A 24,095-nucleotide genomic window follows, 5' to 3' on the forward strand; every position below is an offset into this window, starting at 1 on the left:
AGCTGGGGCTTCTGGTCGTGGCTGGAGACGCGGGCGTAGAGCACGGCACGTGTGCCGCCCGCCGGAGCCTCGTCAGTCACCTCGACCAGGATGGTGCCGGTCTCGGTTTGGTGCGCCGGGGCCGGCAGTTTCCCCGCCTTGTACCAGTTCCACGCGGTGCGGTACGCAATCCCTTGCTGCTTGGCCCAGGCACTGAGTTTGATGCGCTTCATGCATAACAGAATAGCGCAAAAGGCTATGTCCGTCTATTTATTTGTTCAACGGATAGAACCCTTCATCACCATCGGCTGGCGCTGCTGGCAGGGCAGCGACTGCCGCTGAACTATCCCGTTCTGCCGGGATCTCCCGCAGGCGCTCGACATCGAGACCGCGCGCCTGCAGATGTGCGATCAAGCTGTCGAAACCGCTGTCCTTGGAGAGGATGCGATAGCGGGCCTGTCGATCAGCTGCCGCCAGCTCGCCGAGGTAGAAGGCCAGATGGAAGTCGAGCGCATTCTTGCCGGCACGCTCGATCTTCACGTAGCGACCACGCCCGCCGAGTGCCTGCATCCGCATCACCAACTCGATCGGTAGCCGTTGCTGCTGGGGGCCGACGAACAGGGTGATACTGGTTTCCTCGTCGAGCCAGCCCTCCAGTTGCTTAGGCTGGATGCTTTCATAGTCGATCAGGTAATGTGTACTCATCATGGCTTCTGACTTCAGACATCCTGGTCGATGCTTCTTCGCTATCAGTCTTTCAGGTCTGCTTTTGTGCAACCTGATGCTACCGCGTTTGGGCGTGACCCTTGAGTTCGATCGACCGGTGGATGGGTCACGGGAGCGCGAGCAGGTTCCAGTACTCGCCATTGATCTGTCGGCGCTTGATGCTCAGGGGCTTGTCGGGCCAACTGACGGCAAACGCGCCCTCAGCTATGAGTTCTGCATCCCGGCTAACGAGGCTCGGGTCGCCGAGGTTCGCGGCATCGATCCGAGTGCTCAATTCTTCCCGGTCTCGCCGGGGCGCATCGGTTGTGGCGACCATCAACAATTGGTCATCGGTCATACCCATCAGCCCGGCTTCGCTTCCATCCTCAGGCGCTTGGCCGATCTGCTCTACGTCGAGCGGATCGAGAAGAGCGACTTCGAGTGAGGCGACACGGCACGGCTTAAGACGCTGCTAGGCAAAGGCCTAAAAAGCTGCGTTTTGCCCGAAAACGGCAGAAAACGAGCAGATTTTGGTTGCTCGGGTTTGTTAGAGAAGTCAGCGCGTAGGATTGATTAACAAAATCAAGTGCTTACAGGGAAACATTATTTTGAGACCCTTGAGGATCTCGGTCTTCTGCAACCCGAAGGTGAGGACGACCACTCAGCTCGCTGATGCTGATCGGGCTGGGGCCATCTCGTCGGCCTCACGGGTTTAACTCATCGGGATCGAGTCCAAGCGCGCGCAAGCGCTCTGCTAAACGCTTGGCGCGGGTCTGTGCGGCATCGGCCCGCATCGCTTCTTGCTTGGCCCGTATCGCCTCCTGATCGGCACGTTGCGCCTCCTGATCGGCACGTTGCGTCGCCTGATCGGCACGTTGCGTCGCCTGCTCCGCCCGCTCAACAGCCTGCTCGGCGCGCCGAGCCAGCTCCACCGAGGTCAGGAACGGCTGGCCGTTGGGGTAGAACAGCAACAGCGTCTCGGGCGTCATCGCGAAACGCACCCCGAGCAATGGGCTGGTCCAGCCGTGGATGTGTGATTGGCGGATGAGCCTTGGACGCTGCTCCTGACGGCCTAGTACCGGCTTGAAGTTGGGCGCTGACTCCGCCGCTGAGGATGAGGCTGTACCCAACGCTGACGCCAGTGCGGACTTGGACGCGGCAGCGGCCTCCGAAGCAGCCGCGGACACGGACACAGAGCGATCGCCGCCTTGGCGGGTCCAGATGCCGAGGGTGTGCCGATCCGGGTCGTAGACGTAGTATTCCTCGACACCGTAGCGATCATAGAAACCCAGCTTGTCGGCCATCTCCTTGACGCTGTTCGACGGGGAGAGGATCTCGAAGGCGACCTGTGGCGCGATGTCGTCCTCTTCCCACTGCCGATAGGAGCCCCGTCGCCCCTTGGGTCGACCGAAGACCACGAACACATCGGGCGCGATCGGCCCGGTCTCGCGCCGATCGGGCACCGGATACCAGAGTAGGTCACCGGCGATGAAGACGTTCGGATCATCGGCGTACAGGATCTCCAGATTCTCCTTGATCTTCACCAGCCACTGATACTGCTCGGTGTTGTCGGCCATCGGCTGCCCGTCGCTCTCCGGATAGGGATCATCCGGATCGATGTGAGACAAGGGGTTCATCGCTCGGCTCCGGTAGGGGGTTGATTCACAAGACTGATCATTGAGACGTCTCGGATCATAAAGCAAAGGCGGCCAGCATGCGCGTCACAACCCCTGCTCGCCCACCACATAGCGATTCTTCATCCCCTGCAAGCGGGCGATCCGCTGCTGGCGCTTCATCTCCCAGGCATCCACTGGATCAAGCTCGTTCCAGGCCGCGTATAGCTGCTCATCCTGCCTTGACAGTCGCAATCCGTAGGTATCGCGCATGTACAGCATGATTCGGGCAATATCGCCACGCAGGGCATCTGGTGGCTGGGCTCGTCGTCCCGCGGCATCGATGCGGATACCGCAGCGGCCATAACGCTTGCCGCTCGGCGCCATGCCCCAGCTGTAGTCACGCCGGTCGCCGTTGATCATCCCGACCGCCGGAATCAGGTTCTGCAGGTCGTTATGCGCAACGATAAAGGTCTCATCGACGCGCAGGCAGCATTCCCGACCCGAGACCGGATCACCCTGCTTGTCGCGACAGGCGCGATAGGCCCGGGGCTGTCGCCAGCAGCGCCGGAAGTTGCCAAATTGCGCCGCCGGAAACACATGCTCGGCCTCGACCCATCGCGCGCGCGCCTTGTCCGCGAAACCCTCGAGCCCGCAACTCTCGAGGTCAATCTTGCGCTTGCTGTTATAGGTGCAGCCGCAGTAGGCGGTGAGCCGATGCCCACGGTAGACGCGCTGGTAGAGCAGCTCCTTGGCCTCGCTGAAACTGGCCGCCACCCGCGGCAGATCGCCGCCGCCGATGGGCAGGGAGGGCTGTGGCCACCAGTCCACCAGCAGACCGCCAAGGAGATCACCGAAGATCGCCTGTGGCGCCGGCAGCAGATCGCCGAGGCGGGGCAGTCGAACGCCAAGATCCAGCTCGCGCGCCTCGCGCAACGCATCGACCAGCATCACGCCACCCTCCTCGGCCAGCGCCTTGCCGTTCTCGCCGAGCCAGTCGGCGCCCTGCTCGATCACCAAGGCACCGACATCTAATAACAGCACGCGGATGTCACGGGTAATCGCCGCGGCGCGCTGAGCTAGCACGGGCCAGTCGGCGGTCACCGATGGCGGCACCAACGAGATCGCCATGATCAGCCCGAGGCCGATGGCCAGACCACGCAGCTTGGCGCCAAGGCGTCGCAGCATCCCGAACAGCCTCGGTCGCTGCCGGGTCGACCTTGAGCGACTCGGCTTTGCCGCGTTGGCGCTGGGTTTGGCGGACGATGAGGCCGAGCCGCGAGCGCCACGGCGGCTCGCACGAGCGGGAGTGGATGCGGGTGCGGAGGAATCAGGAGAACGACGAGGCATCACGGACAACATCAGCGGACGATGCCGCGAGACTATCAGAGCTCGAGGCTCGGCAGGTCAACTGCTTATCTGAGGATCACCGAGACCCTCGCAACCTTGGCGGATCTCGGTCTTATGCAACGCAAAAACGAGCCCTATCGTTTAGCGCGCTAAAGGTCAAAAAGGCATCTCTTAGCCTCGCCTCGCCGCTAGCACCAAGGCCAAATGGCGCTATGAACTCGGCGACCCAGGGTCCAACCGCCAGCCCGCGGCATCGTTCGGCAAACGGCCAAAGTCATCGATGACCTGGACCGAGCAAGGCGTCAGCGATCCGCCATGTCGGCCGCTGAAGGCCGCGACCCGACCCGCTTGGCAGGGTCACCCAATGGGCCTAAACTCATCTGTAAGACAGCTTTGTATTACAGGGAGACCCAGCGATGGCTCTGTCACTCCGGCTCGATCAGGAAACCGAGGTCGCACTGCGCCAGCATCTGCAGCGCACCGGCCTCACCCAGTCTAGCTTCGTGCGCGAGGCGATTCGAGAAAAGCTCGCCCGTTCTTCACCCGAAGCATCAACCCCGTATCAGCTCGGCGAGTCCTTGTTCGGCCGCTGCGCCAGTGGCGATTCGGGCCGCAGTCAACACCGCAAGACCTTGAATCGGGAGCGTTTGGATGCAAAGCATCGTCGTTGATAGCGGTCCCTTGATCGCGCTCTTCGACGGCTCCGATCGTTTCCATCAGGCGGCGCTGGCCTTTATCAAGGCGCAGCCCGGACCACTGATCACCAACCTCCCGGTGATCACCGAGGTGGTCTACATGCTGGATTTCGCCGCCCAGGCACAGCGGGACTTTCTCTTCTGGGCGGAATCGGCACTGCTGCTCGATACCGAGACCGCGAACGACCTGCCACGGATTCGCGCCCTGATGGAGCAATACCACGACCGACCCGCCGATTTCGCCGACGCCTCCCTGGTCGCCCTCTGCGAGCGGCGGCGGATCACGACGGTTGCCAGCGTCGATGCCGACTTCACCGTCTATCGCATGCAAGATCGGCGCGGTTTCCGCAACCTGTTCCAGACATTCAACTGAATCAGTCGGTCTTCCGAATCTGTGGCAAACAGGAATCCCAGGTTCTCCTTGCTGTCAAGCGCGCTCGCGAAAGCCGCCTCGGCAAATCCGTTCTAGCCGACGGGAGCTGTTTGGGCAGCGCGGGGGTTGGATTTCGCTGTCATACGCAGGTCGTCGAAGACACGGCGGACCTTGCGGGCAAGCTTATCAATGGTTGCCGAGACAGAATCATTGGATTTTGCCTGGATCAAACCGGTCGCGAACCGACGCAGGCGGGAAATGTTTTCTGGACCCTGGCCGGTGCGAATCGTGCAGCGATCCTCGTCCCAGTTCCAGTCGAGCATCCAGTGATGGGCCTCGACGCCCCAATGCCCGCGGTTAAAGGAAAGCAGGCGCTCGGGATTCGCGCTATCAGGGATCGCCATTGACTCGACCGCGCTGCCCAGGCGCTTCAGCGCGCCAATGGTGGTGGCGTTCTGCTTGGCGGCGACCTCGGCCGCGGCGCCCTCGCAGGTGATGGTGACCTGCGTCACGCTCACAATCGGCGCGCGGGTGGTGTCGATCCGCTGCGCCTCGTCGCTGGTGGACAGGTGCGGCTCGGAAATCAGCGTACCGGTATCGGGCGCCGGGGCGCGCGTCAGGCGCTGATCCACCGGCAGGGTGAAGGACTGGCCATTGATCCGACAGGTTGTAATAACGCTCAAGCATGACAGGACTCTTAGAAGGTCACGACGAATTCGAAGGTTTCACGGGTGCTCGGCTGGCGCACGATGGGCACGCTGTACTGAAGCAGCAGCAGGATAGGATGGCCATGGTGACATCATCTCCGTTGGGAATGGGACACTGAGCCACCTTGCCGGAAGCGCAGTCTGTATATACACTTAAAGGACATGAACATCGTCTTCGATCCCGCTAAGGACCGCCGCAACCTCGCCAAGCACAGGGTGTCCTTGGCGCTGGCGGGTGATTTGGAATGGGAGTTCGCGCAGGTGCGTGAGGATCTCAGCGCGACCTATGACGAGCAGCGCTGGATCGGCTTTGCGCCGATCGGCCATCAGATCTACTGCGTGGTGTTCACCGAGGATCAGGACGTCTATCGCATCATCAGCTTGCGCATCGCAGAGAACCATGAAAAACGAACCTACATCGATCACCTCTAAATCCGGCCGCGTCTTTCGGCTCAATACCGAAGAGGAAGACGCCCGCATTCGCGAAGGCATCGCCGCCGATCCAGACGCCCGCGAGCTGAGCGACGAGGAACTCGCCGAACTGCGCCCGTGGCCTGAGGTGCGCGCCGAAGCCAAACAGGCCCGGCAGGCCAAGCAGGCCATCTCGATCCGGCTCTCCCCGGAGGTGCTCGAGCACTTCAAGGCCGGTGGGCCGGGTTGGCAGACCCGCATCGATGCGGCGCTGCGCGAGTACGTCTCGGCACACTCGGCGCATTGAGTCCCTTTCCAGGGCGCGAACCGACAAGGATTCCTTCATCCTTCAAACCTTAACGCAATGACCCATACGTTCGACGCCTTCGATCTCGACGAGCCGCTGCAGCGCGCCATCGCCAACGCCGGCTGGCGGCAGCCGACGCCGGTACAGCAGCGGGTGATCCCCGCCGTGCTCGAGGGGCGCGACCTGCTCGCCTCGGCGGCCACCGGCTCCGGCAAGACCGGCGCCTTTCTGCTGCCAATCCTGCAGCGTCTCAGCGAGGAGCCGGCGCCGGATGGCGGCATCCGCGCCCTGGTGCTGGTGCCGACGCGCGAGCTGGCAAGCCAGACCCAGAGCGAATTCCTGAGCCTCGGCAGCCGCACCCGGCTGACCGCGGCGGTGATCGTCGGCGGCGAGGATCGCGGCCGCCAGGTCTCGGCGCTGCGCAAGAACCCGGACCTGGTCATCGCCACTCCCGGCCGGCTGCTCGAACATCTCGAGACCGGCGAGGCCGATCTGACCCAACTGCGCTTCCTGGTGCTTGACGAGGCCGACCGCATGCTCGACCTCGGCTTCGCCGCCGATGTCATCACCCTGATTGGCGCCAGCAACCGAGCGCGCCAATCGCTGCTGTTCTCGGCCACGCTCAAGCACGGCGGACTGCGCCCGATCACCGATCATCTGCTGAACAACCCGCTGGTCATCGAGATCGACGCCATCCGCGCCGCGCATCCGGACATCAGCCATCAGATCATCCTCAGCGACGAGCTGCCGCATAAACAGGCCCTGCTACTCTGGCTGCTGCAACACGAGACCTATGAGAAGGCGCTGGTGTTCACCAACACCCGCGCCCGCGCCGAGGCCATCGGCGCCTTCCTGGTTGGCGAGCAGGTGCGCGCGGCGGCGCTGCATGGCGAGCTGGATCAGCGCGAGCGCAAACGGGTGATGGGCCTGCTCGAGCGCGGTCAGGTCTCGGTGCTGGTCGCCTCCGATGTCGCCGCGCGCGGACTGGATCTGACCGGCGTCGAGCGCGTGATCAATCTCGACATCCCGCGCAGTGGCGAGGACTATCTGCACCGCACCGGGCGCACCGGCCGCGCCGGCCGGGCCGGCATCGCCATCTCGCTGGTCTCGGCGCCGGAATGGAACAAGATGGCGTCGATCAGCCGCTGGCTTGGCCTCGAGGTCGCGCTGCGCCAGTTGCCGGGTCTCGAGGCCCATTTCAAAGGCCCCAACCCAAGGCGCAAGGCCGGCGGCAAGCTCGCGAGCAAGGCAGGCAAGGCAGTTAAAACCGGCAAGCAGGCGGACAAGACATCCAGCGGCAAGACCGGCAACAGCCGCACGAGCACGACCGGCAACAGCCGCACGCGCACGACCGCCAAAAGCGCCACCAAGACCGAAGCACCTAAGCCAAAGCAACGGCTCCGCGACCGTAAGAACATTGGCAAACGGCGCAAGCCCAGCTCCACAGAGGGCGCCGGCACCGAACGCATCGACGCCGGCTTCGCGCCACCCAAGCGCCGACCTAACAGCGATGATCCGATGAAGCGATAAACCGGCTCGAACGATTCGCCGCGTCATCCCTCGAACAATTCGGAGTGCGTGCCCGCGCGGACAAACAGGATGCTGTCGTCATCCGCTTGGTAGATCAACAAGAAGTCACCACCGATGTGGCATTCCCGGTGATCAGCCCAGTCACCCTTGAGCGGATGATCCAGCCACTCGGGTCCCAGCGGGGCATCGTCTGCGATCAGCAACAGCATCACCTGCTTCAGGCGCTGGAGATCATAGCGGCCCGCGTGCGACAAACGCCTCCAGTCCTTAAGGAAGGTCTTGGTGTCATCGCATGCCCTCGGCGGCTTGGCCCGCTTATGACTGGCTGGCTTTTTCGAGGTCATCGATCAAGGCATCAGCAGCCTGAAAACGCGCGCTTCGATGCTGACGCATCAGGCGCGCCTCCTCCATCGCCGCGCGGGTCTGCGCGTTGGGTACCTTCAGCTCCAAAGGGAACGCTTGGTCGTTGACCACGCGCTTGAGCAAGATGCGCACAGCGTCGGATACCGTCAGGCCCATGGCCGCCAGTGCCTCGCTAGCCTGCGCCTTGGTGTCCTCGTCCACCCGGACATGGAGCATGGTCGACTGAGCCATACCGATCCCCCAGATCGTCACTCGATCATCATCAACGTGATCAGATTATGTATCGCTTTTGAGAGACAAAGAAGCGCGTTCGTGATTGCGATTGCCTGAGCGCCGCATCCCGTGCCGAAGTCACCGATCGCAAGCGGGAAAGGCTAAAATTGAGCAATGCCGCAACAAACGAATCCTGCCGTCTCTGGTATCGTTGATCAGCCTGGCCTGACTCAGGCAGCCGGTTGAGCGACCCCTGGAACAGACGCCTCCTCATCCGGGGCCGCGCTGTAAGATGTCAGGGTTTAGAGCAGAAGAAATGGGGATGCGATGCATCAACAAACGATTCTCGTCGTCGACGATGAGCCCGCCAACATCGACCTCCTGGTCGAATGCCTGAAAGACGCGTACAACGTCAAGGCCGCCACCCGCGGCGAGCGCGCCTTGCGCATCGCCCGCTCCGGCGAACCGCCCGACATGATCCTGCTCGACATCATGATGCCCGGCATGGATGGCTTCGAGGTCTGCCAGCAGCTCAAGTCCGAACTCAGCACGCGCCATATCCCGGTCATCTTCATCACCGCCAAGATCGCGCTCGACGACGAGATCCGCGGCCTCGAGCTAGGCGCTGTCGACTACATCACCAAGCCGATCAGTCCACCGATCGTCCAAGCCCGGGTGCACACCCAGCTCGCGCTCTACGATCAGAACCGCATCCTCGACATCAAGGTCCGCGAGCAGACCGCGCAGCTGCACGAGACCCGGCTGGCGATCATCCGCCGGCTCGGACGCGCGGCGGAATACAAGGACAACGAGACCGGCCTACACGTCATCCGCATGAGCCATTATGCCGCCATCATTGGCCGCGCTATCGGCATGGACGAGCGCAATGTCGACCTGCTGTTGAATGCCGCGCCCATGCACGATGTCGGCAAGATCGGCATCCCTGACAGCATCCTGCAGAAACCTGGCAAGCTCACACCCGAGGAATGGGACGTGATGCGCACCCACGCACAGATCGGCGCCGACATCATCGGCGATGCCAGCGACTCCGAACTGCTCAAGATGGCGCGCGTGGTCGCCCTGACGCACCACGAGAAGTGGGACGGCAGCGGTTATCCGAACGGCCTCGCTGGCGAGCAGATCCCGCAGGTCGGGCGCATCGTCGCCATCGCCGATGTCTTCGATGCCCTGACCTCGGTGCGCCCCTACAAGCCGGCCTGGCCGGTCGAGCGCGCGCTCGAGCTGTTCCGCGACAGCCAAGGCAGCCATTTTGATCCAGATCTGGTGCCGGTGTTCTTTGAGGCGATGCCAGAGATCCTGACGATTCGCAGCCGCTATGCGGAAGACGGCATGGTGACCTAGACCGCTCGCCACAGCCTATACACTCTCCAAGCCGTTCCAGCTTAAACAGGCGGATGCACCATGAGCGATGACATCCCGGATGACATCCCGACTCGGTTACTGATCGTCGACGACATCCCGACGATGCTGCAGACCCTACGCTATGCCCTCGAGGACCAAGGCTTCGAGGTCGTCGCATCAGCCGCCGATGGCCAAGAAGCGCTCAACCTGCTCAAGCGCCAGCGTGTCGACATGGTGCTGGCCGACTGGCACATGCCGAAGATGAACGGGCTCGAACTGCTGCGGCAGATTCGCGCCAACCCGAAGACCGCCAAGCTCCCGTTCCTGATGGTGACCGGAGAGAACGAGCGCACCAGGGTCGCCGAGGCGATCAAGTCCGGCGTCACCGACTTCGTCGCCAAGCCCTTTACCTCCGAGTCACTCGCCAAGCGCGTCAGAGGCGCGCTCAAATACGGCGCCAGCGCCATGCACCTGCCGACTGGCAGCAAGCCCGCCAATCCGCTCAGTCGCGCGCTCGAGACGCCATCTGGTCCGCGCCAACGCATCATCCTCACCGTCGACGACGAGCCCGACAATATCGAGATCGTCGCCGAGGCGCTGAAACCGCAATACAACGTCAAGGCCGCCATCAATGGCCGCATCGCCCTCAAGGTGGCCGCCGCCCAGCCACCGCCCGATCTGATCCTGCTCGACATCATGATGCCGGAGATGGACGGCATGGAGGTGCTCGGCAAGCTCAAGCAAAACCCGCGCACGGCCTCGATCCCGGTCATCTTTGTCAGCGCCAAGTGGACCAACGATGAGGTCGCCGCCGGCCTCACCGCGGGCGCCGACGACTATATTGTCAAACCCATTCAGCCGCTCATCCTCAAGGCCCGCATCGAGACCCAACTGCGGCTCAAGGACGCCGCCGATGCGCTGCGTGAGCAGCTCGATCTCACTGTCGCGCATATCCGCCTGCAGGAAGACATCGACCGCATGGTGCGCCACGACATCCGCAATCCACTCACTGCCATCATTGGCTACGCGGATGAACTCGGCGAACAGGGCTATCTAACCCCGGTGCAGAATGAGCTGCGCGAGAAGATCGAGCAAGCCGCCTTCACCGTCAGCGAGCTGGTCAATTTCTCGGTCGAGCTGCTGCGCATCGAACGCGGCGAATACGAACCCAAGCTAGCGCCGGTCAACCTGGTCGACCTGGCGCAACGGGTGATGCGCGACCTGCAGCCGCTGGCGCGCGCCGGCATGGTCGAGCTGTTGCTGCAAGAGCACGACCATCCGGAGGCGCTGGTCGCCTCGGGCGAGCGGCTGCTGATCTACACCATCCTCGCCAACCTGATGCGTAATGCGATCGAGGCCACCGCCGCCCGCGGCAGCGTGCGCATCCGCTTCGAGTATGGCGCTGGCCAGGTCAAGGTGCATGTGCTGAACCCGGCCTTGGTGCCGACCGAGATCCGCGAGCGTCTGTTCGAGAAAGGCGCCACCTTCGGCAAGGAAGACGGCTCGGGCCTCGGCACCTACAGCGCCAAGCTGATGGCCGAGGTGCTCGGCGGCTCGATCAGCTTCGTCAGTAATGAGAAAGAGCGCACCTGCTTCAGCGTGACCCTGCCCGCGCATCATGGTCGCTGAGCATCGCGGGGCCGGTTCTCCTCGCCGTTGGCCGGCGCATCGCCTCCACCGCCTGCTCGCCACCTCAGCACTCGCCATCACCCCGCCTACAGCCGCGCTTGCCGATGCCGGCACTGGCGTCGGCGCACTCGCACCGGTCGCCTTCATCACCTGGGCCATCAGCATTGGCGTCAGCATCGCGCTCGCTCTGGCGCTGCTGCGACGGCTGCGCCGCGGCAGCGAGGATCATCTGATCGAGCGGCGCGGCCTCATGCTGTTGGCACTGACGCTGGCGGGCCTGTTCCTAGCGCTGGCACTGGCACTGGCGCAACAGGGATTGAGCCAGATCGATCAACGCCTGCGCGCCGACAAGGCCGAGACGCTCTGGGCGATGAATCGCGCCACAGAGCAGGCGATGCAGATGTGGGTCGATAGCCACCAGCGCGAAACCGAGCGCATCGCCCATGATCCACAGCTGCAGCCACTGCTCGGGGCCTTGCTCGCGGCCGCCGAGGCGCCGACCCCGCTGCGCGACAGCCCAGCACTGACGCTGGCGCGCGAGCGCCTAGCCGAGCACCGCAACCTCAGCAACGCCGAGGATGTGTTTCTCCTCTCGCTCGAAGGCCGAGTGCTGGCCGCCGCCAAGCCGGGATCGCTCGGCGAGCTCCATCCGATAGCCCGCTGCAACCCGTTCGACTTCGCCCGGCTGTTGAGCGGCGAACGCCTGTTCATCCCGCCCAGCGCGCCGAATCAGGAGAAGACCGACGCTGACTGCCTGCCGCAAGCGCTGTTTCTGCTCGCACCGGTCAAGGATGCTCAGGGGATGCGCGCCTTGCTCGGCCTGCGCTTGGCCCCGGAACAAGCCCTGCGGCAGATTACCGCGTTCGGACAGCTCGGCCGCAGCGGCGAGACCTATCTGTTCGATACGCGCGGCCATCTGCTCACCCCCTCGCGCTTCGAGCAAGCGCCAGTAGCCGGATTCGAGGTCACCCCGGGCCTGCGCATTGCCGACCCAGGTGGCGATCTGTCCCGTGGCTTTCAGCCCAGCAACGCACCCGAGACCTGGCCGCTGACCCGGATGGCGCAGGCCGCGCTGCAGGCCGAGGATGGCATCGACGCCCAAGGTTACCGCGACTATCGCGGCGTGCTGGTGATCGGCGTCTGGAGCTGGTCCGAGACGCTCGGGCTCGGTATCGCCACCGAGATGGATCTGGATGAAGCCCTGGAACCCTATCGCGCCCTGCGCACTCCACTGCTCAGCGCCTTGGGCGGCGTGGTGCTGCTCGCTTTGGGGCTGATCGTCGCCCTGATCTGGCTCGGCGAGCGCGCCCGCGGCCGTCTCAACGAACTGGTCGAGGAGCGCACCCATGACCTGCGCAAATACGTTCAGGCGGTCGAGCAGAACCCGCTCTGCATCATCGTCACCGACCACCAAGGCACGATCGAGCACATCAACCCGACCTTCAGCCAGATCACCGGCTACAGCGCCGAGGAAGCGCTCGGCGAGAATCCGCGCCTGCTCAAGAGCGACAACACCCCGACCGAGACCTATGAGCAGCTGTGGTCGACCATCCTCAGCGGCCAGACCTGGCATGGCGAGCTGTGCAACCGCAAGAAGAACGGCGAGCACTACTGGGTCTCGCTGTCGATCGCGCCGGTCGCCGACGAGACCGGGCAGATCACCCACTTCGTCGGCATCGCGCAGGATCTCACCGCGACCAAGCAGATCGCGCTGGCGCTGCGCGAGGCCGAGATCGCTCGCAACCTCGCGCTGGATGCCGCTGAAGTCGGTCTTTGGAGCGGTGATCTGCTGAGCAACCGCTGGAGTTGGGACATACGCGTCGCGCAGTTGCTCGGTCTGCCGGAAGACCAGCCGGCGACGCTCGAGGGCTGGATTGAGCGTATCCATCCCGAGGATCGCGCCTGGGTCCTCGCCGATTTCGACGCCAGCCTGCGTGGCGAGCGTCCGCTCGAGATCGAATACCGGGTGTGCTGGCCCGATGGCAGCGAGCACGTCATCGCCGCCCGCGGCGGCACCAGCCTGGACCAGCAAGGCCGGCCAATCCGCATCGACGGCGCCGCCTTCGACCGCACTGCCCTGCGTCGCGCCGAGGCCGAGAGCGAGGCCGCGCGCGAGCGTAATGCGCTGATCCTCGACTCCGCCGGTGAGGGCATCATGGGCCTGGATCTGGAAGGCACCATCAGCTTCTGCAACCGCGCCGCCGGCGAGCTGCTCGGTTATGCACCGGAGGCGCTGATCGGCCTGCCACTGCATGCCACCCTGCACGATCGCGATGCCGACGGCCACCCGTTCCCAGAGGCCGACTGCCCGATGAATCGCACCCTTGCCGACGGTCAACGGCGCCGCATCGAGCAAGACCTGCTGTGGCGCCAAGACGGCTCGGCGCTGCTGGTCGAGTACGCGATGGTGCCGATGCGCAAGGCTGGGCAACAGATCGGTGCCGTGCTGGTGTTCAGGGACATCGCCGAGCGCGTCAGTGCTCAAAACGCCTTGATCGCCGAGCGTCAGCAGCTGCAGAACATCCTCGACTCGAGTCCGTTGAGCGCGGCCATCACGGTTGGCGGCACCATCCGCCTGGCCAATCCGAGCTTCCAGCAGGCCTTTTCACTCTCGGTTGGCGACTCGGCCATCAACATCTACGCCGACCTCTCACAGCGCCGGCAGATGCTCGAGCGCCTGGAGCGCGACGGCCAAGTGACCAACTTCGAGGTCGAGATGCACCGCAACGACGGCAGCATCGGCTACATGCTGGCCAGCTTCGTCAAGCTCGACTACCACGGCGAGCCGGGCATCCTCGGCTGGCTGATGGACTTCACCGAGCGCAAGGCCGCACAGCAAGAGTTGGCGCAGGCACGCGATGCCGCCGAGGCCGCCACCCGCGCAAAATCCGAGTTCCTGGCCAACATGAGCCATGAGATCCGCACACCGATGAACGCCATCCTCGGCATGTCGCATCTGGCCCTGCAGACCGAGCTGAACCCGCGTCAGCGCAACTACATCGAGAAGGCGCATCGCTCGGCCGAGGCCCTGCTCGGCATCATCAACGACATCCTGGATTTCTCCAAGATCGAGGCTGGCAAGCTCGACATCGAGGTGCGTGACTTTCGGCTCGAGGACGTCATGGACAACCTCGCCAACCTGATCGGTCTCAAGGCCGAGGAGAAAGGCCTGGAGCTGTTGTTCGAGCTGCCGCCGGATCTGCCAACAGCGCTGGTGGGCGATGCACTGCGCCTCGGCCAGGTGCTGATCAATCTCAGCAACAATGCGGTCAAGTTTACCGAGCCCGGCGGCGAGATCCTGATCCGGGTTGGCCTGGACCAGGAAGACGAGGCCCGCGTCTGGCTGCACTTCAGCGTCCGCGACACCGGCATCGGCATGACCCCGGAGCAGCAGCAGCGGCTGTTCCAGTCCTTCACCCAGGCGGATAGCTCGACCACCCGCAAGTACGGCGGCAGCGGGCTGGGACTGGCGATCAGCAAACGGCTGACGGCGATGATGGGCGGCGAGATCTGGGTCGAAAGCAGCCCCGGCGTCGGCAGCTGCTTCCACTTCACCGCCTGCCTGGGCAAGCAGCGCGGGGTGCGCTCGCAGCGACGCCTAAAAGTCGACGATCTGGAGGCCTTGCGGGTGCTGGTGGTCGATGACAATCGCAGCGCGCGCGAGCTGCTGCAGTCGATGCTCAGTGCCTTCGGCTTCCAGGTCGAGCAGGCCGCCAGTGGCGCCGAGGCGATCGAGCGCCTCGAGCAGGCCAAGGGCCAGGGCGCCTTTGATCTGGTGCTGATGGATTGGAAGATGCCGGGCATGGACGGGCTGGATACCACGCGGGCGATCCAGGCCGATCAGCTCATCGCGCGCGCGCCAACGGTGATCATGGTCACCGCCTACGGGCGCGATGAGGCGCAGCGCGCGGCCGATGGTCTGGAACTGGCCGGCTTCCTGACCAAGCCAGTGACCCCCTCAAGCCTGCTCGACGCCATCCTCAACGCCATGGGCCGCGAGGCGGTCTCCGATTCGCGCGCGGCCGATCAGCAGGAGGCGACCAGCGAGGCACTGGCGGCGCTGCGCGGCGCGCATCTGCTGCTGGTGGAGGATAATGCGATCAATCAGGAGCTGGCGTTAGAGCTGTTGATCACCAACGGCATGACCGCAGCAGTCGCGAACAACGGACAGGAGGCGCTGGATCTGCTCGAGCAGGAGCGCTTCGACGGCGTCTTGATGGACTGCCAGATGCCGATCATGGATGGCTACGCAGCAACCCGAGCGATCCGCCAAGACCCACGTTACAAGAGGCTGCCGATCCTCGCGATGACCGCCAATGTGATGACAGGCGATCGCGAGAAGGCCCTCGCCGCAGGCATGAACGATCACATCGGCAAGCCGGTGAAGGTGCGCGAGCTGCTCAGCACCATGGCGCGTTGGATCGAGGTCGAGAAGCGAGTTGAGAGGAGTGAGAAAGAGAGTAAGAAAGAGAGTGAGAAAGAGAGTAAAGAGAGAAGCGGGGAGAGGAGTGAAGAGAGCCTCATGAGCCCTGAGACGACGTCTGAGGGGACGAAGCCCATGGACACGAAGCCCGTGGCGAGCCTGAATGCAAGCACTCAGCAAGCCGCCACGTCCCCACTCACACCTCACTCCTCTCAACTCACTCCTCGCTCTTCTCCACTCACACCTCACTCCTCTCAACTCACTCCTCGCTCTTCTCCACTCACACCTCACTCTTCTCCACTCACTCCTCACTCCTCTCTACCAGGCATCAACATCGCCGCTGGCCTAGCGATCACGCAGCACAATCAGACGCTCTACCGACGCCTGCTGCGCCGCTTCGCCGAGACGCAAGCAGACTTTGCCGCGGACTTTGCCGCGGCGCAGGCGGCTCGGGCAGAGGACCCGGATGCCGCAACCCGCTGCGCGCATAGCCTCAAGGGCGTGGCGGCGAATATTGGTGCCGAGGGGGTGCGACGAGCCGCGGCGGCCTTAGAGGCGGCCTGTCAAGCGAGTGCCGATGATGGGCAGATCCAAGCGTTGGTCGCCGATACCCGCGCGGCGCTGCTGCCCGTGCTGGCGGGGCTCGAGGCGCTGACGCCTGCACCGAGCGCCAGGACTGGTTCCGAGACCTTTGGGGCCGGGATCGGGGCAGACTCCGCTGCGCTTGATGCGACGGCGCAGCCCGCTCTCGACCCTGCCACCTTGGTCAAAGAGCTCGCGCAGCTGCGCAGCCTGTTGGAGCAAGACGATACCGATGCCATCGGACTCGTGCGAAACCTCACCGAGCAGCTCGGCGCCAGCCAGCTTGGTCAGGTCCTAAAACCGCTCGCCACCGCGCTCGAGGCCTATGATTTCGAGACAGCGCTGCAAGCGCTCGATGAGGTTGAGAATGCCATCCATGCCGCGTGACAAGACCAGACAGCGTCAAGCGCAACGCGCTGGCGCCGATATGCACTGGGCGCCGCTGATCCTGCTGCCGTGGTCGTGCCGATTGCTGCCACGCTTGCTGCCGCGACGCCTGTTGCTGCAGCACCTATTGCCGCAACGCCGATTGCTGCCACACCTGCTGTCACCGCGACGCCTGACTTCACTCTGTCTGCTGCTACTCGCGTTCTCCACTGGCCCCGCGTTCGCGCAAGCGCGCGTCCTGCAAGTGGTCGGCGACGAGAATTACCCCCCCTATCTGTTCATCAACGCCGAGGGCGAGGCCGATGGCTACCTGGCCGACCTCTGGCAGCGCTGGTCACAGGCCACCGGCATCCCGGTGAACTTGCAGCCCTTGCAATGGGAACTGGCGCAGCAACGCCTGCTCGATGGCGAGGCCGATGTCATCGAGAACCTCTATAAGACCCCACAACGCCTGCCGCTCTATGCCTTTTCCGAGCCCTACGCCACCCTGCCGGTGGCCATCTATCGCGACCGTTCGATCGGCGGGCTGACCAAGCTCGAGACCCTGCGCGGTTTTCAGATTGGCGTCATGGAAGGCGATGCCTGCATCGACTGGCTGGCCAATCGCGGCATCCATAACCTAGTGCGCTACCAGGACTACCGGGCGGTGATCGAGGCCGCCAAGGCGCAGCGGATCAAGGTCTTCTGCATGGATGAGTACCCGGCCAACTTCTACCTCTATCAGCTCGATGCCCATCGCCAGTTGGTCAAGGCCTTCGCGCTCTACGAAGGGCAATTCCACCGCGCGACGCGCAAGGACGCCGCGGCCACCCTCGACCTGGTCGAACAGGGCATGGCGTCGATCCCCGCGGCCGAGATCGAGGCGCTGCGGCGGCAATGGCTGATGGAGCCGACCGACTATCGCCAGCATGCGGCACTGGCCCTGAAGGCGATCGCCGCGCTCAGCCTGACGCTGCTCCTGGTCGGCCTCTGGGTGATCTCGCTGCGTCGCGCGGTCGCCAAGCGCGGCGCCGAATCCGAACAGGCCAAGCAGGCCTTGCTCGAGCGCGAGGCGCAACTGCGCGCGCTCGGCGACAACCTGCCCAGTGGCTTTGTCTATCAATATCGGGTTGTCAACGGCCAGCCGGAGTTCTGTTACGCCAGCGCCGGTACCGAGCGCATCCTCGGCTTCAGTGCCGAGCAACTGCGGGCGGACGCGGATTGCGTGTTCGCGCGCATACCCGCGGAGGCGCGCGAGCGCAACGCCGCGGCCGGCGCCAAGAGCGCGGCGGAGATGAGCGATTTCTCCCAGCTGCTGCCGTTCGACCATCCGGATGGCCGACGACGTTGGCTGTTGATTCAATCTCGCCCGCGGCGCGGCGAAGACGGCAACACCCTCTGGGACGGCATCACCCTGGATGTGACCAGCCAGCAAGAGGACAAGATCCGCTTCCGCGAGAGCGAGCAACATCACCGCCGCCAGCTCGAATCCCTGGTCGCCGAGCGCACCGCCGAGCTGCGGGCGAGTAACGACCAACTCGCCTATACCCAACGCGCGATGGATCGCGCCGGCATCGGCATCGCCTGGAACAACGCCGATAACGGGCGCTTCATCTACGTGAATGATCAATGCTGCGCGCAGTTCGGCTACAGCCGCGAGGCGCTGCTGTCGCTGACCGTGAGCGACATCAATCCCGAATTCACGCCAGATGATCTGCGTCAGATCGCCGAGCGCCTGCGTCAAACCCAGGACAGCCTGAAGATCGAAACGCTGCATCGGCGCCAGGACGGCTCCCTCTATCCGGCCTCGGTCACCATCTACCTGCAACGGGCAGGCGACGAGGAATGGTTCATCGCGTTCTTTGAGGATATCAGCCAGCGCAAGGCGCTCGAGGACCGACTCGCGCGCAGCGAGGAGCGGCTGCGCCTGGCGATCGAGGGCGCCAACATCGGCGTCTGGGAGTGGGAGATCAGCACCAATGAACTCTATTGGTCGGATTCCTTCAAGGCCCTGTTCGGCGTCGAGATCGAGGGGCTGGCCTCTTATGAGCTGTTCCTCGAGACCCTGCATCCGGAGGATCGTGCCGGCGTCGATGCAATGGTCCGCGCCTCGGTCGAGGCCGGCGCCCCCTATCAGGTCGAATACCGCATACAGCGCCCTGACGGCGAGCAGCGCTGGATCAGCGCGCTTGGCCAAACCTACCTCGGCGCGGATGGCAGCGCCCAGCGCATGGGCGGCATCGTGCAAGACATCACCGAGCGCAAGCTGGCCGAGGAGGCCTTGGCGCAGGCGCGCGATGCCGCCGAGGCGGCGACCCGCGCCAAGTCCGAGTTCCTCGCCAACATGAGCCATGAGATCCGCACGCCGATGAACGCCATCCTCGGCATGTCGCATCTGGCGCTGCAGACCGAGCTGAACCCTCGCCAGCGCAACTACATCGAGAAGGCGCATCGCTCGGCCGAGGCGCTGCTCGGGATCATCAACGACATCCTCGAATTCTCCAAGATCGAGGCCGGCAAGCTCGACATCGAGGCGACTGACTTCCGCCTGGAAGACGTGATGGACAACCTCGCCAACCTGGTCGGGATCAAGGCCGAGGAAAAGGGTCTGGAGTTGCTGTTCGAGCTGCCGCCCGATCTCCCCACGGCGCTGATCGGTGATGCGCTGCGCCTCGGGCAGATCTTGATCAATCTCGGCAACAACGCGGTCAAGTTCACCGACCCCGGCGGCGAGATCCTGATCCGTGTCGGCCTGGAGCGAGAAGCGGCCGATCAAGTTTGGCTGCGCTTCAGCGTCCGTGACAGCGGCATCGGCATGACCGCGGAGCAGCAGCAGCGGCTGTTCCAGTCGTTCAGTCAGGCCGATAGCTCGACCACCCGTAAGTACGGCGGCAGCGGTCTCGGGCTGGCGATCAGCAAGCGGCTGACGCAGATGATGGGCGGCGAGATCTGGGTCGAGAGCACGCCGGGCGTCGGTAGCAGCTTCCACTTCACCGTGCGCCTGGGCAAGCAACGAGGAATACGCTCGCAACGACGCCCGAAGATCGATGATCTCGAGACGCTGCGGGTGCTGGTGGTGGATGACAACAGTACCTCGCGCATGGTGCTGCAGTCGATGCTCGGCGCCTTCGGCTTCCAGGTCGAGCAGGCCGCCAGTGGTGCCGAGGCCATCGCGCGCCTCGAGCAGGTCGACGGCCAGAGCGCCTTTGACCTGGTGCTGATGGACTGGAAGATGCCCAACATGGATGGCCTCGACACCACCCGCGCGATCCAATCCGACCAGCTGATCGCGCATGCGCCGACGGTGATCATGGTCACCGCCTATGGCCGCGACGAGGCGCAGCACGCCGCCAATGGTCTGGAACTGGCCGGCTTCTTGACCAAGCCGGTGACGCCTTCGAGCCTGCTCGATGCCATCCTCAACGCCATGGGCCGCGAGGCGGTGGCGGACTCACGCGGCACCGATCAGGAAGAGGCCACCAACGAGGCGCTGGCCAAGCTGCGCGGCGCCCATCTGCTGCTGGTCGAGGACAACGCCATCAATCAGGAGCTGGCCTTGGAACTGCTCAGCACCAACGGCATGAGCGCGGCAGTGGCCAACAACGGCCAAGAGGCGCTGGCGCTGCTCGAACAGCAGCGCTTCGATGGCGTGCTGATGGATTGCCAGATGCCGATCATGGACGGCTATGCCGCCACCCGCGCCATCCGCCAAGACCCGCGCTACCGCGACCTGCCGATCCTGGCGATGACCGCCAACGTGATGACCGGCGATCGCGAGAAGGCCCTCGCCGCCGGCATGAACGATCACATCGGCAAGCCGGTGAAGGTGCGCGAGCTGCTCGGCACCATGGCGCGCTGGATCAAGGTTGAGAAGCGAGTGGAGAGGAGTGAGAAAGCCACCTCTTCACTCACTCCTCACTCCTCTCCACTCACTCCTCACTCTTCTCTACCAGGCATTGATACCGCCGCCGGCCTCGCCATCACCCAACACAATCAGGCGCTCTACCAGCGCCTGCTGCAGCGCTTCGCCGAGACCCAAGCTGATTTCGCCGGCGACTTCGCCGCCGCGCTGGCGGCCAGGGCGCAAGATCCAGAGGCGCACACCCGCTGCGCGCATACGCTCAAGGGGGTGGCTGCCAACATCGGCGCCCAAGGTGTGCGCGAGGCCGCCGCGGCGCTCGAACAGGCCTGTGCCAGCGGGCAGGACGAGGAGAGGATTCAGGCCTTGCTCAAACACACACTGGCGGCACTGGACCCGGTGATTGCAGGGCTGCGGGCGCTTGCGACGGCTGACGCCTCCGCGGCCTCTTCCGCGGCTTCTTCCGCGGCTTCTTCCGCTGCCGTCAGCATCGATCGAGCCGCCCTCAACGCGTCACTCAAGCAGCTGCGAGGTCTCATGGAGACCGACGATATCCGCGCGCTCGAGGTGATCTCGGCGTTGCATGAGCAACTCTCGGCAACGCCCCATGCCAGCGCCTTCAAGCCCATCGCCAAGGCCGCGGAGGCTTACGACTTCGAGACGGCACTCAAGGCCCTCGATGAACTCGAGCGCCGTCTAGACCGCGCTTGAAGGCCCTGATGACGACCAATCTGACCGGCTCGCGGCAACCAGACTCTCCCAGTCATCGGGCGGATTCCCACGTTCGAGCAGTCAGAAAAATCCTTACCCGGTCAACCTTTCGCTGAAGCGTCTCGTCGATCAACAGCCTGCCACGGTCGAGGCCGGCTCCGGCTCAACCCCAACCCGGTTGCGCCCCTGCTGCTTGGCGCGGTACAGGGCTTGATCCGCACGGGCTTGCAATTGGCTCAGAGTGGCCTTGGCATGGCCATCATTGTGCGTCGCCACGCCGAGACTTAAGGTGACCACCTTGGCAAGGCTGGAGCCAGCATGGGGGATGGCTAAGGCCTCCACCGCCGCGCGCATCCGCTCGGCCAGATGGCGCGCGCCCTGGTGATCGGTTTCTGGCAACAGGGCGATGAATTCCTCGCCACCATAGCGCGCCACCAGATCGAGCGGACGCTCGCAAGATGACTTCAGCACGCTCGCCACCTGTTTGAGACAGACGTCGCCAGCGGCATGACCATAACGGTCGTTGTATTGTTTGAAGTGATCGATATCGATCATGATCACCGATAGCGGCAAACCGACGCGTTGCGCCCGCTGCCATTCCATTTTAGCCCGCTCATTGAAATGGCGACGATTGGGGATCTCGGTCAGACCATCCTGCCTAGAGAGCTTCTCGAGCAGATCCGTCTTGATCCTAAGCTCCTCGGTGACCAGCGTCCGTTTAACAATCTCATTTTCCAACGCATTATTGGTCTCACGCAACACCGCTTCGGCTTCTTTGCGTTCGCTAATATCCTGTTGGATGCCAAACCAGCGACTATCGCCATTATCAAAAAACAGTGGGCTCGATTCGATCAGCATATAGCGCACCTCACTGCCAACGATCACCCGTCCCTCCCAGCGAAACTGACTTTTTTGCTCGATCGCCTGCTGATTACAGCGTTTGAATGCCTCCAGATCATCGGCATGGATGACATCAATGGCAACCGTTTGATCAGCCAACACCGCCTCGCGGGAGAGTTGATTCATCGCGCACCAGCCATCGCTGACATACTCGAAATCCGCGCCGCCATCGCCGCGATGCCAAAACACATAGACGCCGACCGAAACATGGTCGACGAGATCGTTGAAACGGCGCAAGCTTTCCGTCAAGGCCGCTTCGGCACGCTTGCGATCGGTGATATCGGCGAGGACACCTTCCCACACCGTGCTGCCATCGGCGAGGGCGCGGGGGAAGGATTCAGCGGTGATCCAGCGGATCTGCCCATCAATCAGTAGTCTGGTTTCGCCAAAAAAGGGCGCCTTCTCGGCAAAGGCCTTGGCATTGAGCGCGACCCAGTCATCAAAGTCGTCGGGATGCACGCAGGCGAAGGCGCGCAACGGATCGGAAGACGCATCGGCGCGGCTGAGACCGGTCAACTCCAGGAACCGGCTGCTCATGAAGGCAAAATTGGCCATGCCACCCGCGGCCGGTTGCACCATGGTGTAAGTGCCGATCGGGATGTTTTCAGTCAAGTCGTAGGCGGTCTTCTCGAGCCGGGCCTCGGCCAGGCGGAGTGCCTCCTCGGCCGATTTTTGCGCGCTCTGATCATAGAGATAGCTGCGCATCGCGGTGACCCGACCGGCTTGATCACGCACCAGAATGGTAAAATCATATAGCCACAGAAACTGCCCCTTGCCGGTCCGCAGCCGATAGGCTGTCTCGAAACGATCCCTGCCCTGTTCAATGTTGTTTTGCAAATCAGCGAGTATCGAGGGCGAATCCTCCGGATGGATCAGGCTGCGGTAACTGAAATCCGCATCCAGCAGGTCCGCCGTCCGGTAACCAAGGATCTGCTCGACGTTCGAGGACACATAAACCAGCGTCCATTGGCCTTTTGGTTCAGCCCGCCATTCGATCGTGAAGATGGGCCCCGCGGCAAACAGATCGCGCTCTTTTTTGAGCGTGTCCGTGGCCTTTCTGGTCTTGGCGAGCAAGAACACGATCAGCGCGACGAAGATCAGGATCGCCGACACGACGGCAAGATAGAGCGACATCAGCGGGGCGCTCAGGACCGAGTAGCCGCTCCAGCCGTTTGCGGGGATGGCGCCCAACTGCCAACTACCGTCGGGCAGGTCGATGGTTTGGGTGACCGGCTCACGCTCGAACACCGAGGCATCACCAAAAAACACCTCACCCTCCGGCCCGCGCGCATCGCGACCTCTGAGGCTGATGCGCAGTTCGCCATCATTCGCCATGATCCCAGCGCCAGCAAGGATCGACTCCAGATCCATGACCACCGACGCAAACCCCCAAAATCGCTCCCGTCCCGATGCCGGATCAGGGACATGAATGGGAATGCGGGCAATCACGCCCTGGCCGCCCTGTACCAGCGAGAGGGGGCCGGCGAGCACGATCTTGTTGAGCGCTAGCGCGCGGCGCACGGCTGTAATCTGAGCAGGCTGCTTTCTGTAGTCCAAGCCCACCGCCGCTTCATTCCCCTGCAGCGGGTACACGAGGCGAATGACCATCTCCCTGGCAAGGCCGATATTGCGCAAATCCGGTTTTTCACGAAACGGCACCGCCATGGCGCGATTGAAATCCTCCTGCGTCAAGTCGGGATTCATCGCCACCAGTGATTTGACGCCGGAGACGGCATAGATATTGGCGTAGATGCGCGCCTTGAGCGCCGCGGTGCGCCGTTCCAACTGCCGCTTGACCTGCTCGATCTCGCGTTGTCGATGGCCTTCGGCCTCAAACTGAAACAGCTGTGTGCCAATCAGCTCGAACAGGCTCAACAGCACCACGAACAGTACGATCGCCATGCTGGTGAGATTGATCGGTTTCACAGGGTTATTGCTCCGCAGGCCCTGAGATTGCCGCGACTCATTCGTCGTGCACGGGCAATCCCAGCCTAACAGCTGGGGACTGGATAGCGAC

Annotated in this window: 17 protein-coding genes and 1 pseudogene; 10 read left to right on the plus strand and 8 right to left on the minus strand. The window is 63.6% G+C overall.

What is annotated here, in order from left to right:
- Positions 1–212, minus strand: a pseudogene (locus tag CCR96_RS23540) (recombinase family protein); the annotation flags it as partial.
- Positions 213–249: 37 nt separating this feature from the next.
- Positions 250–684, minus strand: a complete 435-nt coding sequence (locus CCR96_RS23545; protein ID WP_207192062.1) for a PIN domain-containing protein — start codon at positions 682–684, stop codon at positions 250–252.
- 76 nt (positions 685–760) lie between these two features.
- Here CCR96_RS23545 and CCR96_RS23550 point away from each other — a divergent pair, with 76 nt between their 5' ends.
- Positions 761–1,129, plus strand: coding sequence for a hypothetical protein (locus CCR96_RS23550; RefSeq protein ID WP_201224434.1), 369 nt, complete (start codon positions 761–763; stop codon positions 1,127–1,129).
- Between the two features lie 259 nt (positions 1,130–1,388).
- Here CCR96_RS23550 and CCR96_RS23555 read toward each other — a convergent pair whose 3' ends face one another.
- Both CCR96_RS23555 and CCR96_RS23560 read right to left on the minus strand, forming a co-directional pair.
- Entirely contained in the window at positions 1,389–2,321 is a 933-nt protein-coding gene (locus CCR96_RS23555) for a Uma2 family endonuclease (protein ID WP_201224442.1), read from the minus strand.
- An 84-nt stretch (positions 2,322–2,405) separates the two neighbouring features.
- On the minus strand, positions 2,406–3,485 hold the full coding sequence (locus CCR96_RS23560; RefSeq protein WP_242519329.1) for an endonuclease: 1,080 nt from the start codon (positions 3,483–3,485) through the stop codon (positions 2,406–2,408).
- Between the two features lie 578 nt (positions 3,486–4,063).
- Between CCR96_RS23560 and CCR96_RS23565 the strand changes: the two genes are divergently transcribed.
- A complete protein-coding gene (locus CCR96_RS23565; RefSeq protein ID WP_201224444.1) occupies positions 4,064–4,318 on the plus strand; it encodes a ribbon-helix-helix protein, CopG family in 255 nt (84 codons plus the stop codon).
- The gene (locus CCR96_RS23570) at positions 4,299–4,715 is read left to right on the plus strand and encodes a type II toxin-antitoxin system VapC family toxin (RefSeq protein ID WP_201224453.1); all 417 of its coding nucleotides are present in this window, start codon (positions 4,299–4,301) and stop codon (positions 4,713–4,715) included. Before CCR96_RS23565 ends, CCR96_RS23570 begins: the two co-directional genes overlap by 20 nt.
- A gap of 92 nt (positions 4,716–4,807) precedes the next feature.
- Here CCR96_RS23570 and CCR96_RS23575 read toward each other — a convergent pair whose 3' ends face one another.
- Positions 4,808–5,347 (minus strand): hypothetical protein, encoded by a 540-nt coding sequence (locus CCR96_RS23575; RefSeq protein ID WP_201224455.1) that lies wholly within the window; start codon positions 5,345–5,347, stop codon positions 4,808–4,810.
- A 237-nt stretch (positions 5,348–5,584) separates the two neighbouring features.
- Here CCR96_RS23575 and CCR96_RS23580 point away from each other — a divergent pair, with 237 nt between their 5' ends.
- From CCR96_RS23580 to CCR96_RS23590, 3 genes are read left to right on the plus strand one after another with little or no spacing between them, the layout of a single operon-like run.
- Positions 5,585–5,854, plus strand: a complete 270-nt coding sequence (locus CCR96_RS23580; RefSeq protein WP_201224457.1) for a BrnT family toxin — start codon at positions 5,585–5,587, stop codon at positions 5,852–5,854.
- Positions 5,823–6,140: a BrnA antitoxin family protein gene (locus CCR96_RS23585; RefSeq protein ID WP_201224459.1), complete on the plus strand. Its 318-nt coding sequence runs from the start codon at positions 5,823–5,825 to the stop codon at positions 6,138–6,140. Before CCR96_RS23580 ends, CCR96_RS23585 begins: the two co-directional genes overlap by 32 nt.
- 57 nt (positions 6,141–6,197) lie before the next feature.
- Positions 6,198–7,670 carry a DEAD/DEAH box helicase gene (locus tag CCR96_RS23590; protein ID WP_201224466.1) on the plus strand — a complete coding sequence of 491 codons (1,473 nt, stop codon included), beginning with the start codon at positions 6,198–6,200 and terminating at the stop codon, positions 7,668–7,670.
- A gap of 23 nt (positions 7,671–7,693) precedes the next feature.
- On the opposite strand, the gene CCR96_RS23595 is transcribed toward CCR96_RS23590, so the two are convergent.
- Both CCR96_RS23595 and CCR96_RS23600 read right to left on the minus strand, forming a co-directional pair.
- Entirely contained in the window at positions 7,694–8,014 is a 321-nt protein-coding gene (locus tag CCR96_RS23595) for a type II toxin-antitoxin system YafQ family toxin (RefSeq protein ID WP_201224467.1), read from the minus strand.
- Positions 7,986–8,264 carry a type II toxin-antitoxin system RelB/DinJ family antitoxin gene (locus tag CCR96_RS23600; RefSeq protein ID WP_201224468.1) on the minus strand — a complete coding sequence of 93 codons (279 nt, stop codon included), beginning with the start codon at positions 8,262–8,264 and terminating at the stop codon, positions 7,986–7,988. The genes CCR96_RS23595 and CCR96_RS23600 overlap by 29 nt, the downstream gene beginning before the upstream one ends.
- A gap of 309 nt (positions 8,265–8,573) precedes the next feature.
- Here CCR96_RS23600 and CCR96_RS23605 point away from each other — a divergent pair, with 309 nt between their 5' ends.
- From CCR96_RS23605 to CCR96_RS23620, 4 genes are read left to right on the plus strand one after another with little or no spacing between them, the layout of a single operon-like run.
- Positions 8,574–9,608, plus strand: coding sequence for a response regulator (locus CCR96_RS23605; RefSeq protein WP_201224469.1), 1,035 nt, complete (start codon positions 8,574–8,576; stop codon positions 9,606–9,608).
- A gap of 60 nt (positions 9,609–9,668) precedes the next feature.
- Positions 9,669–11,237 (plus strand): ATP-binding response regulator, encoded by a 1,569-nt coding sequence (locus CCR96_RS23610; protein WP_201224470.1) that lies wholly within the window; start codon positions 9,669–9,671, stop codon positions 11,235–11,237.
- The gene (locus CCR96_RS23615) at positions 11,227–16,629 is read left to right on the plus strand and encodes a PAS domain-containing hybrid sensor histidine kinase/response regulator (RefSeq protein ID WP_201224471.1); all 5,403 of its coding nucleotides are present in this window, start codon (positions 11,227–11,229) and stop codon (positions 16,627–16,629) included. Before CCR96_RS23610 ends, CCR96_RS23615 begins: the two co-directional genes overlap by 11 nt.
- Positions 16,619–21,178, plus strand: coding sequence for a response regulator (locus CCR96_RS23620; protein ID WP_201224472.1), 4,560 nt, complete (start codon positions 16,619–16,621; stop codon positions 21,176–21,178). Before CCR96_RS23615 ends, CCR96_RS23620 begins: the two co-directional genes overlap by 11 nt.
- Positions 21,179–21,307: 129 nt before the next feature.
- On the opposite strand, the gene CCR96_RS23625 is transcribed toward CCR96_RS23620, so the two are convergent.
- Complete coding sequence (locus CCR96_RS23625; protein ID WP_201224479.1) at positions 21,308–24,004, minus strand: diguanylate cyclase; 2,697 nt, start codon at positions 24,002–24,004, stop codon at positions 21,308–21,310.
- Positions 24,005–24,095 lie beyond the last annotated feature (91 nt).

The sequence above is a fragment of the Halochromatium roseum genome (genome assembly GCF_016653315.1).
Classification (GTDB): domain Bacteria; phylum Pseudomonadota; class Gammaproteobacteria; order Chromatiales; family Chromatiaceae; genus Lamprobacter; species Lamprobacter roseus.

What these genes read in the sequence shown, in the direction of transcription:
- CCR96_RS23580 (WP_201224457.1), top strand. Translation starts at nt 5,585, where the DNA reads ATGAACATCGTCTTCGATCCCGCTAAGGACCGCCGCAACCTCGCCAAG.
- CCR96_RS23555 (WP_201224442.1), bottom strand. Translation starts at nt 2,321, where the DNA reads ATGAACCCCTTGTCTCACATCGATCCGGATGATCCCTATCCGGAGAGC.
- CCR96_RS23600 (WP_201224468.1), bottom strand. Translation starts at nt 8,264, where the DNA reads ATGGCTCAGTCGACCATGCTCCATGTCCGGGTGGACGAGGACACCAAG.
- CCR96_RS23570 (WP_201224453.1), top strand. Translation starts at nt 4,299, where the DNA reads ATGCAAAGCATCGTCGTTGATAGCGGTCCCTTGATCGCGCTCTTCGAC.
- CCR96_RS23615 (WP_201224471.1), top strand. Translation starts at nt 11,227, where the DNA reads ATGGTCGCTGAGCATCGCGGGGCCGGTTCTCCTCGCCGTTGGCCGGCG.
- CCR96_RS23610 (WP_201224470.1), top strand. Translation starts at nt 9,669, where the DNA reads ATGAGCGATGACATCCCGGATGACATCCCGACTCGGTTACTGATCGTC.
- CCR96_RS23565 (WP_201224444.1), top strand. Translation starts at nt 4,064, where the DNA reads ATGGCTCTGTCACTCCGGCTCGATCAGGAAACCGAGGTCGCACTGCGC.
- CCR96_RS23620 (WP_201224472.1), top strand. Translation starts at nt 16,619, where the DNA reads ATGCCGCGTGACAAGACCAGACAGCGTCAAGCGCAACGCGCTGGCGCC.
- CCR96_RS23560 (WP_242519329.1), bottom strand. Translation starts at nt 3,485, where the DNA reads ATGCTGCGACGCCTTGGCGCCAAGCTGCGTGGTCTGGCCATCGGCCTC.
- CCR96_RS23605 (WP_201224469.1), top strand. Translation starts at nt 8,574, where the DNA reads ATGCATCAACAAACGATTCTCGTCGTCGACGATGAGCCCGCCAACATC.
- CCR96_RS23590 (WP_201224466.1), top strand. Translation starts at nt 6,198, where the DNA reads ATGACCCATACGTTCGACGCCTTCGATCTCGACGAGCCGCTGCAGCGC.
- CCR96_RS23595 (WP_201224467.1), bottom strand. Translation starts at nt 8,014, where the DNA reads ATGACCTCGAAAAAGCCAGCCAGTCATAAGCGGGCCAAGCCGCCGAGG.
- CCR96_RS23585 (WP_201224459.1), top strand. Translation starts at nt 5,823, where the DNA reads ATGAAAAACGAACCTACATCGATCACCTCTAAATCCGGCCGCGTCTTT.
- CCR96_RS23550 (WP_201224434.1), top strand. Translation starts at nt 761, where the DNA reads ATGCTACCGCGTTTGGGCGTGACCCTTGAGTTCGATCGACCGGTGGAT.
- CCR96_RS23545 (WP_207192062.1), bottom strand. Translation starts at nt 684, where the DNA reads ATGAGTACACATTACCTGATCGACTATGAAAGCATCCAGCCTAAGCAA.